This is a genomic window from Marinobacter azerbaijanicus (assembly GCF_030250645.1).
In the GTDB taxonomy this organism is placed as follows: Bacteria; Pseudomonadota; Gammaproteobacteria; order Pseudomonadales; family Oleiphilaceae; genus Marinobacter; species Marinobacter azerbaijanicus.
Genome location: NZ_JASSVS010000004.1, coordinates 78,560 through 92,328, shown reverse-complemented (window position 1 = coordinate 92,328; position 13,769 = coordinate 78,560). Strand labels below are relative to the sequence as shown.

General features: G+C 56.4%; 13 protein-coding genes. 10 read left to right on the top strand and 3 right to left on the bottom strand.

Translation table 11 applies throughout. The features are described from left to right. The first annotated feature begins 218 nt into the window (after window positions 1–218). The 4 genes from QPM17_RS09550 (at window position 219) to QPM17_RS09535 (ending at window position 3,319) form a co-directional block, all read left to right on the top strand. Window positions 219–434: a hypothetical protein gene (locus tag QPM17_RS09550; protein ID WP_285390443.1), complete on the top strand. Its 216-nt coding sequence runs from the start codon at window positions 219–221 to the stop codon at window positions 432–434. A 46-nt stretch (window positions 435–480) separates the two neighbouring features. Beyond that, the gene (locus tag QPM17_RS09545; RefSeq protein WP_340366441.1) at window positions 481–855 is read left to right on the top strand and encodes a YbaN family protein; all 375 of its coding nucleotides are present in this window, start codon (window positions 481–483) and stop codon (window positions 853–855) included. 30 nt (window positions 856–885) lie between these two features. Next, window positions 886–1,323 carry an RrF2 family transcriptional regulator gene (locus QPM17_RS09540; protein ID WP_275705265.1) on the top strand — a complete coding sequence of 146 codons (438 nt, stop codon included), beginning with the start codon at window positions 886–888 and terminating at the stop codon, window positions 1,321–1,323. Between the two features lie 265 nt (window positions 1,324–1,588). Then, window positions 1,589–3,319 (top strand): sensor domain-containing diguanylate cyclase, encoded by a 1,731-nt coding sequence (locus QPM17_RS09535; RefSeq protein ID WP_285390442.1) that lies wholly within the window; start codon window positions 1,589–1,591, stop codon window positions 3,317–3,319. Here the strand turns inward: QPM17_RS09535 and QPM17_RS09530 are convergent. Together QPM17_RS09530 and QPM17_RS09525 are read right to left on the bottom strand one after the other, a co-directional pair. Next, window positions 3,310–4,407 (bottom strand): fatty acid desaturase family protein, encoded by a 1,098-nt coding sequence (locus QPM17_RS09530; protein ID WP_285390441.1) that lies wholly within the window; start codon window positions 4,405–4,407, stop codon window positions 3,310–3,312. The two genes, QPM17_RS09535 and QPM17_RS09530, sit on opposite strands and share 10 nt — an antisense overlap. 70 nt (window positions 4,408–4,477) lie before the next feature. Continuing rightward, on the bottom strand, window positions 4,478–5,581 hold the full coding sequence (locus QPM17_RS09525) for a ferredoxin reductase (protein WP_285390440.1): 1,104 nt from the start codon (window positions 5,579–5,581) through the stop codon (window positions 4,478–4,480). Window positions 5,582–5,763: 182 nt separating this feature from the next. Between QPM17_RS09525 and QPM17_RS09520 the strand changes: the two genes are divergently transcribed. Continuing rightward, window positions 5,764–6,393, top strand: coding sequence for a TetR family transcriptional regulator (locus tag QPM17_RS09520; RefSeq protein ID WP_285390439.1), 630 nt, complete (start codon window positions 5,764–5,766; stop codon window positions 6,391–6,393). A gap of 17 nt (window positions 6,394–6,410) precedes the next feature. Here QPM17_RS09520 and QPM17_RS09515 read toward each other — a convergent pair whose 3' ends face one another. Then, a complete protein-coding gene (locus QPM17_RS09515; protein WP_285390438.1) occupies window positions 6,411–7,892 on the bottom strand; it encodes a WS/DGAT/MGAT family O-acyltransferase in 1,482 nt (493 codons plus the stop codon). A 270-nt stretch (window positions 7,893–8,162) separates the two neighbouring features. Here QPM17_RS09515 and QPM17_RS09510 point away from each other — a divergent pair, with 270 nt between their 5' ends. The 5 genes from QPM17_RS09510 (at window position 8,163) to QPM17_RS09490 (ending at window position 13,750) form a co-directional block, all read left to right on the top strand. After that, complete coding sequence (locus QPM17_RS09510; RefSeq protein WP_285390437.1) at window positions 8,163–9,050, top strand: bile acid:sodium symporter family protein; 888 nt, start codon at window positions 8,163–8,165, stop codon at window positions 9,048–9,050. Beyond that, window positions 9,047–9,427 carry a CidA/LrgA family protein gene (locus tag QPM17_RS09505; RefSeq protein WP_285390436.1) on the top strand — a complete coding sequence of 127 codons (381 nt, stop codon included), beginning with the start codon at window positions 9,047–9,049 and terminating at the stop codon, window positions 9,425–9,427. The genes QPM17_RS09510 and QPM17_RS09505 overlap by 4 nt, the downstream gene beginning before the upstream one ends. Further along, the gene (locus QPM17_RS09500; RefSeq protein WP_285390435.1) at window positions 9,420–10,145 is read left to right on the top strand and encodes an LrgB family protein; all 726 of its coding nucleotides are present in this window, start codon (window positions 9,420–9,422) and stop codon (window positions 10,143–10,145) included. The genes QPM17_RS09505 and QPM17_RS09500 overlap by 8 nt, the downstream gene beginning before the upstream one ends. A gap of 144 nt (window positions 10,146–10,289) precedes the next feature. After that, window positions 10,290–12,353, top strand: a complete 2,064-nt coding sequence (locus tag QPM17_RS09495; RefSeq protein WP_285390434.1) for a TonB-dependent receptor family protein — start codon at window positions 10,290–10,292, stop codon at window positions 12,351–12,353. A gap of 38 nt (window positions 12,354–12,391) precedes the next feature. Then, a complete protein-coding gene (locus QPM17_RS09490) occupies window positions 12,392–13,750 on the top strand; it encodes a TrpB-like pyridoxal phosphate-dependent enzyme (RefSeq protein WP_285390433.1) in 1,359 nt (452 codons plus the stop codon). Window positions 13,751–13,769: the final 19 nt, after the last annotated feature.

The window sequence follows — 13,769 nt, the reverse complement described above, 5'->3', positions numbered from 1 at the left end:
GCTCCTCTCTGGTTTAAAGATGTACGTATAATACATCTATAAAAATAAAAAGTAACGGGGTTGCACCATTTTCTGAGAGGTAACCATGGAGTGGTATTCATCATGATGGTTGCGGTAAAAAAAAGCTGCCATGAAGGTTCTTAATCAGGCTGTTGAAATTGTGATCAATCGGGAATATATTAAAGATGTATATTAAATAATTTATTGGAGGGAAGGTGATGGAGAAGCTGCTCGGATTCTCGAATGGTGCTCTGCTGGCTTCGACAGTTGGATTGCTGGCCACGATTCTGCTCGCTTACCCGTTTGCCAGTGCGTTGCCTATGGCGGGGCAGATTGTAGCTCACATCGGAACACTGATATTTGCAACCGGGATCAAGATTTCCTACATCTCCAGGCTGGTGTCACTGAAGCAACTGGGAAGACCCGTGCACTGATTACAGGTAGAATAGCGACAGGTATTGCTGTCGTCTGTGAGAGAATATGCCAATGATTTCTTGGTCCGGAAGAACTGGTTTCAGACTCCTTGCGTATACAAGTATCGCATTGGCCGCTATAGGTGTTGTGTTGCCACTGGTGCCGACGACACCGTTTGTTCTGCTTGCCGCCTGGTCGGCAAGCAAGGGGTCGCCCGTTTTTGCCGCCTGGCTGGAAAACCATCAGTTTTTTGGCCCGGCAATCGAGAACTGGCGTGACAGGCGCGCCATTCCTGTAAAAGCAAAGTGGCTTGCCTGCGGAATGCTTTGCGTGAGTTGGGCTGCACTGTTCATGGGCGGTGCGGCCACAGTGGTTCTGGTAGCGACAGGTCTGATGTTTCTTGGCCTCGCCTGTTATCTCTTAACGCGTGCCTCGTGTTGACGAGGCATCTGAAGTATCTGGAGTTGATGAATGCATATCACCCGTTACACCGATTACTCACTGCGAGTTCTGATCTACCTGGCAGTGCAGGGTGACGAACTGGCAACAATTCAGGAAATCGCGGACAGTTACGATATTTCCAAGAACCATTTGATGAAAGTGGTTCATCAGCTCAACAAGAAAGGCTATATCGAGACGGTTCGTGGCAAGAAGGGCGGTATGCGATTGCAGATGGCGCCCGCAGATATCAACGTTGGCATTCTCGTGCGGGAAACCGAGCAGGATCTCAATATCGTTGAATGCTTTTCCTCGAAGAATGCCTGCCGGATTACCCCTGTTTGTGGGTTGAAGTCCATGCTCGGCGAAGCACTTACAGCTTTTCTGGAAACGCTGGACAAGTATACCCTGGCTGATGTAATTCAGGACCAGCATAGGCCACAACTGCTCAGATTGTTGCAGATCGCGTAACGTCCCGCTGCAGCCGGCCGCAAAATGCGGCCGGCTGCAGCGGGAACAAAAACTTACAGTTTTGAGACATCTTTGGTTACTCTCTCCCTGCCTGGTCCAGTAACATAAACTGAAAAGCCCTGGTCACTACTACATAACAAAAAGGTGGGTTTTGCGGCTGTCCATGTTTCTAATGCTGCTTCTGTGTCTGGTACAGGGGGTAGCTTTCGCGAGTACCGGAATAATAGATCCTCGTCCTGTGATTCTGGACGAGGACAGCGAACGTGTGGATATCTCGCGTCATTTGTCATTCTATGAGGATGTTTCGAGCGCCTATCGCATCGAAGATATCCTGGCCGATTGGCCAGCAATTGCCTCCGTTAAAAAGCCGGACGAAGCTTACAATTTTGGCTTCACTGACTCCACCTACTGGTTTCACACCCGAATTGAGAACCGTCGCAACCCCAACGAGCGCTGGGTAATAGAAGGGCTTTATCCGATCATTGACCGGATGGACGTGTTCTTCCTCAGGGAAGATGGTCGCATTGAGCATCAGAAGGCCGGCGACACGGTTCCCTTCTCCACCCGCGGACGTACCCACCACAATATAAACTTCGCGTTTGATCTCGGGGTAGGCGAAGCCACCGATGTGTTTTTCCGCGTTCGCACGTCCGGTGCGATTCAGATGCAACTGATATTGTGGGAAAACGAAGCTTTCAGCAGGGCAGACCATCAGGAGCGTTTCGTCCTGGGTATCTATTATGGCCTGCTTTTCTGTATGGCAGCTTTCAACCTGCTGATCTTTTTCTCGATACGTGACAGGAACTATCTATGGTACGTGTCTTACATTGTCTTCTACGGGCTGCTCCAGTTTACGCTCAACGGACTTGCATTTGAGCATCTGTGGCCCGACTCCACCTGGTGGAATAACCGCGCGGTATCTTTTTTCATTGCCATGGGGATGTTCAGTATTCTTGGCTTTTCCAAGTCGTTTCTTGCCCTGAAGGTAAATGCCCCACAGTTGGAGCGGATATTCCTGGGCTTTATGATGTTCTTCCCGTTTATGGCGCTGGCTTCCCTGTTCTGGCCCGATTACGGCCCGGTCATACGGGTGAACACCTTCATGGCGTCAGTGTCAGTACTCTTTATTCTGGTTGCCGGCGCTATATGTCTCTACCGGAATTTCAAGCCCGCCCGCTATTTCATGATTGCCTGGTCTGCGCTCCTGGCCGGAATGATTCTGTATACCCTGAAAACCTTTGGTCTGATACCTGCCAACTTTATTACCGAGTACGGCATCCAGATTGGTTCGGCCTTCGAGGTTATTCTGCTGTCGCTGGCACTGGCTGACCGGATGAGGCTGCTGATGCTGGAAAACCAGCAGATCCAGGAAGAAATGACACATCGCCTGGAGCAACGGGTAGTGGAGAGGACATCAGAGCTGGAAGTAGCCAATCGGCAACTGGAGGCACTCAGTTCAACCGATGGGTTGACAGGGGTTTTCAATCGACGCTATTTCGATGAGAAGTTGTCCGAAGAGAGTGTACGCTGCAGTCGCGGTGGGCCACTCTCGTTGCTCATGATTGATGTCGACCGGTTCAAGCCACTCAATGATTCCCTCGGACACCAGGCCGGTGACGCCTGCCTCAAAGCGGTGGCCAATGCCGTCTCGGGCTCGGTGAATCGCCGGGCGGACGTTGTTGCCCGCTACGGCGGGGAAGAGTTTGTGGTTATTCTGCCCGATACGGATCTGGCGGGAGCAAGGACGATGGCCGAGCGGATCCGTACAGGAATCTGCGATAGGCTCGGTTTCACCTGGAATGGTCAGGCGGTTCCAGTGTCCGTCAGCGTGGGTGTCTCGACGGTACCGGCCGGACAGCGGGTTGAACCCGATGACCTGATTGGTGCCGCAGACGCGGCCCTGTATGACGCCAAGGAGGGTGGGCGAAATACGGTCAGGTACAGGGACTGCGCCGGCCATGGTGCCGGCATGCAGCCCCCGCCCCATCAGGGCTGAGCGCCGGCACTGCTGAATTCCGGCAAGAGGCGGCTCCGCATCCGGTCCGGCAGTGAATACCCGATGATCCGCTTCAGAACGGTTGAATACTGTCTGGCAAAGGTGCCCGTGTTATAGGGTATGCCATGCTTCCTGCACACTGCCTGCACCTGTTCCGAGATCTCCGGGTACCGGTGTGCCGGCAGGTCGGGGAAGATATGGTGTTCTACCTGATAGCTCAGGTGACCACTCAGCACGTGCATCCACTTGCCACCGGTAAAGTTGCTCGAGCCGGTCAGCTGGCGCAGATACCAGTGTCCCTTGCTCTCTCCCTCGCATTCTTCCTCGGAAAAGGTTTCCGCATCCTGGGTAAAGTGACCGCAGAAGATCACCGTAGATGACCACAGGTTACGGATCAGATTGGCGCCAATATTGCCGGCCAACACCACAGGTGCCACCGGGAAGGTCACCAGCGGGAAAAACACATAGTCCTTGAAGGCCTGGCGACCGCCCTTCCGGAAGAAGTCCTTCAGGAACGGGATTTTCTCCCGCACTGAAATCTCCCGGCGACGGATTCGCTCGGACTCCAGCTCATGCAGACCCACGCCCCACTGGAAAAATACGCTCAGCAGCACATAGTTGATGAACTGCAGGCTGTGGGCAGGCTTCCACTTGTCGTCGTCGCTCAGCCGCAGCAGGGCGTAGCCGTAATCCCGGTCCTTGCCGATGATGTTGGTGTAGGTGTGATGCTCGTAGTTGTGAGTGCGGCGCCAGGAGTCGCCAGTGCACACGGTATCCCACTCGTAGGTCTGGGAATGGAGGGATGGATCGTTCATCCAGTCGTATTGGCCGTGCATGACGTTATGGCCGATTTCCATGTTTTCGATGATCTTGGAAAGGCCCAGCGCCGTGGTGGCCGCGATAAATACCGGAGGAATAAAGCCGAAGGGCATCAGCACCCGGCCGCCTACTTCCAGGGAACGGTGCAGCCGCACGATCCTGCGGATGTAACGGGCATCCCGCTCGCCAAGGTCGGCGATCACCTGATCGCGGATGGTGTCCAGATCCTGTTCAAGTTCTTTCAACTGTGTTTCGTTCATCGTCTTCATGGTTTACTCCTTGCAGAGCCGTCAGTGCGGCCCTGCGAATAGTGGGTTCAGGCGTTGTAGTCAAGGCCAGTCAGATATCGATAGACACCGGCCCGCTTGGAACAGACACACAAAGCTGAATGGTTTCCTCTCCTGGTCCGGACGCCTTTCCGGTCAGGCGATTGACGACTGTGCCGCTGGTTTTCCGGCAGCTGCACTGATGGCAGATTCCCATACGGCAGCCATACCGTGGCGACAGCTTCGCCGCTTCGGCAATCTCCAGCAGAACCGCGTCGCCCTCGGAAGAGACGTCCAGGTTGCTACGTTCGAAGTGCACCGCGCCGCCCAGGGTGTCGGTATCCAGACTCGCTGCCGGTACCGAGAAGAAAGTGCTGTGAATGCGATCTTCGGTGATGCCCCGGCGATACAGCAGGTCGTTTGCCAGGTCCATAAGCCCTTTGGGCCCGCAGAGGTAACATCGCCTTGCTGGTAACCCGGGCACCTCATCCAGGTGCAGGTCGCTGAGAAACTGCGGGGTTTCTGTTTCACTGGTGGCATATACCTTCAGCGTAAACGCCGGCCAACGCTCGGCCAGAGCATGCAGTTTTTCTGCCGCAATCACGTCTGCCTGGGTGCGTACGAAATACAGCAGGGTAACCGGTGCCCGGTAATCTGATGCCGCCATGGTTTCAAGCTGGCTCAGTACCGGCGTGATACCGCTGCCGCCGGCAATGTACAGGGCCGGTTCCTGAGGGGCGGGAACGCGGAAATCACCGAATGCCTCACCCAGGCCGATTACCGTGTCCGGTTCCAGGTGGTCGTGCATCCAGTTTGTCACCAGCCCGCCGGGCAGACGCTTGATCGTCAGGGTGACAGTGCCATCGGTGCGCCATTGAATTGGTGAGCTGGACAGGCTGAATGTGCGATTGCGGCGTATGCCGTCAATATCAATACAGATATTGACGTGCTGGCCTGCCTCGAATCCCTGCCAGCGCTTTGCGGGCGCCAGCACGAAAGTCTTTGTGTCTGCGGTTTCGTTGTAGATCGCAGTCACCCTGGCGGGTGTGTATTGTTGCACCCACATTGGGTTGATGCGCTCCAGCAGGGGGTCAAAAAAGGCAGCCGGGTCATCCCGGTTAAAAAGCTGCCTGCCCAGCCAGTGCAGGGTGGATGACTTTTCCAGTACAGATATCATGGTTGCTCTCCTTTGTACTGATGTGTACAAGTGTTCACTAATGTGTACGACTGTACACACAGAGAGATGGGGCAGCAATCAGACGAATAACATTGTCCTATAATGACAAGTCCGGGTTATTTTTGATTCGCGGATGTGTACACTTGTTGACTTGTTGATAACAGGCGAGCTGTACCGGGGCTATGGCAGATAAACAACGACGCAAGCCGGGTGAAACCCGTGAAAAGCTGATGAACGCGGCACTGGCCCTGGTGGGCAAGGGCAGACACTTTGCCAGTCTGGGCATACGGGAGGTCACCCGGCAGGCCGGTGTGGTGCCCACCTCGTTCTACAGGCATTTCCGCAATATGGATGACCTGGGTCTGCAACTGGTGGATGAGCTGGGGCTGGTGTTGCGAAAAATGATGCGTGAAGCCCGCGCCAACGTGCTACAGGCAGACAAACTGATTGATGAGTCGGTGGGCATTTTTATCGCCCATGCCCGCAATAACCGCAGCTTCTTCATGTTCATGGCCCAGGGGCTGGCGGGAGAAAGCCGGGCAGTTCAGGAAGGCATTCGCAGTGAGATGCGCTATTTTGCCAGCGAGCTTGCCAACGACCTGCGGCGACTGAAGCTCGCCGATCACCTCAGCGATGCCGATCTGGACATGACCTGTGACCTGGTGGTGCGCAGCGTGGCCTTCAGTCTCACGGACATTCTTGTGATTTCACCAGAAGACGAATACCAGGAAGAGCAGGTGAGGAAGCGCACTGCACGCTTCCTGCAACTGATATTTGTCGGCGCAGCCAACTGGAAAAGCCACCCCGATTAACCCGGATTAGCGGGTTGTCAGGTTTTGGGGGTTGTTTTCCTGCGGGTTGCCCGGCGTACCCGGGTGGCGGGCTTTCCCTTGGTGGCGGCACCAGGCTTCACGGGTGGAGGCAGTACCAGGCTTTCAAGTTCATCCAGCGCCTCGCCGGTATAGACCGCAAGTTTCTGCATGCTGGGCAGGGTATCGCGGCAGCCGGTAAAGCCGAAGTTCAGAGATCCTGCGTAACTCAGGCAGGTAATGTTAAGTGCGCCACCGTGTGCAATCAGCGACACCGGATACATGGCTTCCAGGCGTGCCCCCTCGTAATAGAGAGTTTCCTCTGGCCCCGGTACGTTGGAGATGGTGACATTAAAGACCGGGCGCATACGCCCGCCCATGCCCGACATCAGCTGAAGTATGTAAGGTGACATCAGCAGCATGGTGTATTGAGTCAATGCCTTGCGGGGCAGTTTCTGCAGGTGTTGTTTGGCCCGGCGTGTGGACTGCTTGATGTTCTGTAAACGGGTGAGAGGGTCGGCTTCATCCGTTGCCAGTGAGGCGATCATGAAGCTGATCTGGGTGCCCGTGCCCTGGTCATCCGACGGTCGGATATTAACCGGAATACCGGCTGTCAGTGGGGTGTCCGGCAAGCCGTCCTGTTCCAGAAGAAAACGACGCAGCGCGGTGCCGCACAGGTACAGTACGATATCGTTCAGGGAGCCGTTCGTGGCATGGGAGACCTGCTTGATCCGTTCCAGTTGGTAATGCTGGGTGGCAAAACGGCGCTGACCGGTCACCCGGTGATTGAGCGGCGACAGGGGGCCAGCGAAGGGTGCGGTAAGCCCGTCTTCAGGATGCCTGGCCGAGTGGATCAGCCTGGTCATGGCGTCCCACAGGCGTGGTGCGAGATCCGCCTGAAGCTTCAGTGCGTCCTTCGCCTGGGCCAATGCCGCAGTGACACTGGCTTCTTCGTCGGTTTTGCTGCCACGGGTGCGTTCCGGTCGCACCGACCAGGGTGGCAACATGTTGATTTCGTTTGGGTCTTTGCTCAGTACACGCTGCATCAAACGGACGCCGCTAATGCCGTCAATCATTGAGTGGTGCATCTTGGTATAGAGGGCGAAGCGGTTATTCTCCAGGCCCTCGATGACGTGGCATTCCCACAGAGGACGGGCGAAGTCCAATGGATTGGAGTGCAGCCGGGATATCAGGATGCCCAGCTCCCGCTCGCTACCAGGTCGGGGCAGTGCCGAATGGCGCACGTGGTAATCCAGATCCAGCTTCTTGTCGACCTTCCAGGATGGTGCGACAAGGCGCCCAAGAAAGCCGGAAAACGCCAGCTTGTAACACCAGGGTGGTGCAACATCGGCATCTGCTTTCATGCGGGCAAGCATGTCTCTGAGGAAGGTCTCCGGTGCGTCTTCCGGTAGCGAAAAAATCTGCAGGTTGCCAACATGCATTGGCGTATCTTCTGACTCTACCGCCAGCCAGGATGCGTCCAGTGTTCCCAGGCGTTTCATTACTCGTCCTCTTCCATTTTGAGCTGCCAAACTGCGCGTCGTTGACTGCGTTTGGATTCGCATAGTTATTGATCGCAAGTATACGCAACAACAGGGCTAATCACACGATGGACGAAGAGAAAGGTTTCACTTTTTTGCATCATGCACCATCATCGGATGGAGGCGCCGGGATTACATCTTTTTGCGAATCGGGATTCACTCCTTTCTTTTCGCTTGTGCTATTTTCTTTAGCTGGCTAACGTCATTAAAATAACAATTCGTGGAGGCACTGTGGAGTCCAGTCCCTTGATTTCCGCAGGGTTACCGATCGCCCTGTTCATTATCATGATCGGTATTGGAATGACCCTGACAGTCCGGGATTTCCGCCAGGTGGCTGTCTACCCCAAAGGCATGATTGTGGGGACGGTTGCCCAGATCCTGCTGATGCCGCTGATAGCCTTCGCGCTGGCCTCCATGCTGGGTCTCTCCCCCGCCATCGCCGTGGGCCTTGTGATCATCGCCGCCTGCCCGGGTGGCACCACCTCCAACCTGTTTGTGTTACTGGCACGGGGAAACATTGCCCTGTCGATTGTGCTGACAGTGACAGCCAGTCTCATCACTATTGTCACCCTCCCTCTGCTGACCAATTACGCCCTGCAGGTTTATGCCGGCACGGAAGAGTCCATCACCCTGCCAGTAGGGCGGACCGTGGGAATGCTGATTGGCATTGTGCTGTTCCCGGTTGCCGTTGGCATGGTCTTTCGTATCCGCGCGCCGGAGCTGTCCCGCCGCGCCGAAAGTGCGGTGAGTGTGTTTGGGGGCGTGGTTCTGGCGCTGCTGGTGGTCGGCCTGATCTGGGGAGTGCGTGATCAGATATGGGACCTGCTTCGCCAGGCTGGCCCGGCGACGCTTCTGCTGAACCTGTCCGGTATCTTCCTGGGGCTTCTGACGGGCCGCGTGGCCGGCTTGACCCAGCGTGAATCCATTGCGGTTGCCGTGGAACTCGGCATCAAGAACAGCACCATCGCGCTGCTGGTAACCCTGACGCTGCTGGAATCCAGCGCCATGTCTATTCCCGCCGCTGTTTACGGGGTATTGATGTTTCCCATCGGCTTTTTGCTGGCGGCTTACGGACGGAAGATCATTCCGGCCCCAATTATCGCAAAACCTGCGTTATGAATTTTCTCAACGGAATAACCCTGCTGCTGGTCTATCAGCTGATAGGCGAAGTCACCGTTCGTCTCCTGGCTGTTCCCATCCCCGGGCCTGTTCTGGGAATGGTTATGTTGTTTCTGACCCTGATGATCCGGGGCTATACGCCGGAACCGTTGCAGAATGCCTCAACCGCTCTGCTCAGTCACCTGTCGTTGCTGTTTGTGCCAGCCGGTGTCGGCATGATGGCGCATTTTGGCCGTATTGCAGACGAATGGCTGCCGATTACCCTGGCACTGTTTTTATCCACAATTATAACCATGGTCGCAACCGCTGGCATTATGCAGGTAACCTCCCGGTGGTTTGCCCGGCCTGAACAAGGGGGAGGGCAGGCGGATGAATGAGCCGGCTATCCGGGATATCTGGGTATACCTTTCCGCCTCACCATTACTGGGGCTGACCATAACGCTGGTGGCCTATGGCCTGGCTTATCGTCTGTACCTGAAGTCCAATTCCAGCCCGCTGGCCAATCCGGTGGTGACTTCCGTCGTTATGCTGATAGCTCTGTTAATGGTCACGGGTACTTCTTACGATGAATATTTTGAGGGCGGCCAGTTTGTTCACTTCCTGCTGGGGCCCGCCACCGTGGCGCTGGCGGTACCTCTCTATGAGCAGTTTTCGCGGTTGCGGGAACTCTGGCTGCCGGTGACCATTTCGCTGGTATGCGGGGTGGTAATTGCCGCAGGAAGCTCTATTGGTCTGGCCTGGTTGCTGGGTGGCTCCACGGAAATCCAGATGTCACTGGCGCCAAAATCTGCAACCGCACCTGTCGCCATGGGTATCTCGGAAACCATCGGCGGCATACCCTCTCTGACGGCCGTTCTGGTGGTCGCAACCGGTATCACGGGTGCAGTGCTCGGCACCAAGCTGTTTGAATGGATGCGTATCACTGATGACAGCGTCAAAGGGATCGCCATGGGCGTGGCCGCTCACGGAATAGGCACGGCGCGGGCGTTCCAGGTAAGTTCGCAGATGGGGGCTTTTTCCGGATTGGCGATGGCACTGTCGGCGTTTGCGACAGCCATAATTGTACCCTGGCTAGTGGATCTGGTCGGAATATAGCAGAACGGCACCCTCGGCCCGGCACCAAAGTGCCATTCTGTTAGTCGGAAACTGCCATACAAAAGTCCGTTGGTCTTGTATCCAATGGAGATGACAGTCACCGGGAGCAGGGGCAGCGTAGTGGTACTCTCAACGTGTAGGAAAGTGGCAAAATCATGGGGTGTGGTGTTCTCCGGGCTGGCAGCGGCCAGCGCTTGTCCGGCGGCAAAGGCTCAGGATGACCCCAGTGCTGCAGAAGTCGTCATCGAAGTGACCTCGCCTCGGCTGGTGCGGGATCTTTACGATACGCCCGCAGCCGTTTCCGTCACCGATACCCCGGATATTCAGGAAGGCCAGCAGCGGCTGCAACTGGATGAATCCCTGAACACTGTACCCGGCCTGTTTTTCCAGAACCGCTACAACTTTGCCCAGAACCTGCGCCTGTCCACCCGCGGCTTCGGCGCCCGTGCGCCGTTTGGTATCCGTGGCATCCGAATCCAGGTGGATGGTATTCCCTACACCCTGCCGGACGGGCAGTCCCAGATTGACGCGGTGGACCTGGATTCAGCCCAGCGTATTGAGGTCATACGCGGGCCATCGTCGGTCCAGTATGGCAATGCTGCCGGCGGCGTGATTGATATAACCACCGCGAGGGGGAGTGATCAGCCCCCAGGGTCACGGCTGCGCCAGGACGTGGGGAGCGACGACTACTACAAGACCACCGTTCAGGCCAACGGGAGCCGGGAAGCGACCAGCGGCATCGCGACCATGTCGTGGTTGAACTATCACGGATACCGGGACCAGAGCGAGGTTGAAAAGGGCCTTTTCAATGGTCGCCTCTCCCATCAGTGGGAGCACGGACAAAGGCTGACGGCTACTTTCAACGCCCTGCACACGCCGAAAGCGGAAGACCCCGCCGGCCTGACGGCCGCGCAGGTAGAGGAAGATCGCAGTCAGGCTACCCCTAATGCCGAAAGGCTGGACTCGGGGCAGGAAGTCGATCAGCAGACACTGGGGCTGTTATACGAAACCCCTTCGCTTGGTGACGGTGATCTGACCGTCAGCACCTTTTTTACACGTCGTGATTTCGCCCAGCAGCTACCGTTTCCCGGCCCCAGCGGGATTGCCTATGATCGCCAGTTCTACGGCATCAGTTCTGGTTATCAGCAGGGCAGTGAAGTGGCCGGACGCCAGCTGACCTGGATGGTGGGCGCGGATCTTCACCGCCAGGTTGATGAGCGACGTCGCTATCTCGTGCTCTTTGACGGTGTAAAACGGTTGATTCAGGAAGAAGACCAGAAAGGCACCACTGCCGCCGTATTTGCCCAGGGCGACCTGGCGATAACCGACCGCCTCAATTTTTCCCTCGGAACCCGGTTTGACCGCCTTCGGCTGTCGGTAGATGACGATTTCCTCGGCGATGGTGACGATTCCGGTAGCCGGACCTATGACGAGTTCAGCGGTTTTGCTGGTGTCAGCTACCGATTGGCCCCGCGCCAGCAGGTTTATGCGACGATTGGTACCGCTTTTGAATCCCCTACCTTCACGGAATTTGCCAGGCGTGACGGCACCGGCGGCCTGAACCCGGACATTGAGCCGCAACGGGCCCTCAACAGGGAAATCGGCATCCGTGGTGGTTTCGGACAGGGGGGCAGCTATGACCTGGCATTTTTTTCGATCCGGGTGGATGATGAGATTCTGCCGGAGGAGATTGATGACCGCACATTCTTTGAGAATGCCGGCAGGACCCGGCGTAACGGTGTCGAGCTGGGGGTCGGCTGGGACATCTCCTATGCCTGGCGGATAACCAGTGCCCTTACCCTGGCGGATTACACCCTTGAGGATTTCGAGGACGAGCAGGGCAACGATGCTGATGGTAACCGCCTGCCAGGATTGCCCCGGGAACAATGGGTAACCGAGGTGGAATGGAGAGGTGCGGGTCAGCGTTTTGCTGCACTTGAATGGCAGTATGTGGGCGATCTCTATGCCGAAAACAGCAACCAGACAAAAGTCAGCGACTACTGGCTGCTGGGCGCCCGGGCAGGTGACACCGTTCACCTGGGTAGCCAGAGCCTGAACCTGTATGCCGGTGTCCGCAATCTTCTGGATGAGGACTATTTCAGCAATATCCGGATAAATGCCAACGCAGACCGGCCGGTGGAAGAGCGTGGCTACTTCGAGCCGGCACCAGGAAGAACTTTTTATGCCGGCCTGGAATGGGTATTCTGAGAGCTGATAACAACACGAAACTCAGGATATTCATAACCATGCAAACCAAGTTTCTTCTCGAAGAAAGCCAGATGCCGAAGTACTGGTATAACCTGCAGGCGGATTTCCCCGAGCCGCTGCCAGCGGTCTTGCACCCCGGAACGCAGCAGCCGGTGGGACCGTCGGACCTTGAGCCGCTGTTTCCCATGTCACTCATTGAACAGGAAGTGACCACAGAGCGGGAAGTCGAAATTCCGGAACCTGTGCGTGATGTCTATAAACTCTGGCGGCCGGCACCGTTATATCGTGCTCACGGTCTGGAGAAGGCCCTTGGTACGCCGGCGAAAATCTTCTACAAGTACGAAGGGGTGAGCCCGGCGGGCAGTCACAAGCCCAATACTGCTATTCCCCAGGCGTTCTACAACCGTGAAGCGGGCATTCGCACCCTCACCACGGAAACCGGGGCGGGCCAGTGGGGCACCTCCCTGTCGTTCGCCGGTTCCCTGTTCGATATGGACGTGACCGTGTTTCAGGTTCGGGTTTCCTACAATCAGAAGCCCTATCGCCGTGCGGTGATGGAAACCTACGGTGCGAAATGCGTAGCCTCGCCCTCAGAGCTGACGGAGTTCGGGCGCAAGGTACTGGCGGAGAATCCGGATCACACCGGCAGCCTTGGGATTGCCATTTCCGAGGCGGTTGAACTGGCCGTGCAGGACCCCAACACCAAATACGCTCTGGGCTCTGTACTGAACCATGTCCTGCTGCATCAAAGCATCATTGGCCTGGAATCCATGCAGCAGATGGAAATGGCGGATTGCTGGCCCGATGTCATTGTTGGCTGTACCGGTGGTGGCTCCAATTTTGCCGGCATCGCATTCCCGTTTATGGGCCATGCGCTGCGCGGTGGCCAGAAATCCCGGATTGTTGCAGTTGAGCCATCAGCCTGCCCGACACTGACCCGTGGTAAATACGCCTACGATTACGGCGATACCGCGCATATGACGCCGCTCACCAAGATGCACACCCTGGGTTCTGACTTTACCCCGCCGGGTTTCCACGCCGGCGGTCTGCGCTACCACGGTATGGCGCCCATGGTGTCCCACGCCAAAGAACTGGGGCTGTTTGAAGCGGTGTCTTACACCCAGCGCGAATGTTTCGAGGCCGGCGTGCTGTTTGCCCGCAACGAGGGCATCGTGCCCGCACCGGAAGCCAATCACGCGGTCAAGGGAGCCATCGACGAAGCGCTGCGCTGCAAGAGGGAGGGCAAGGAAGAAGTAATCCTGTTCAACCTCTGTGGCCATGGCCATTTCGATATGGCGGCTTACACCTCGTATTTCGCCGGTGACCTGAGTGACTACGAATACGACGAGCAGGAACTGGCCATGGCGCTGTCAGGATTGCCATCGGTTTCGGGTTGATCAGAGGCTGATGAGGAGT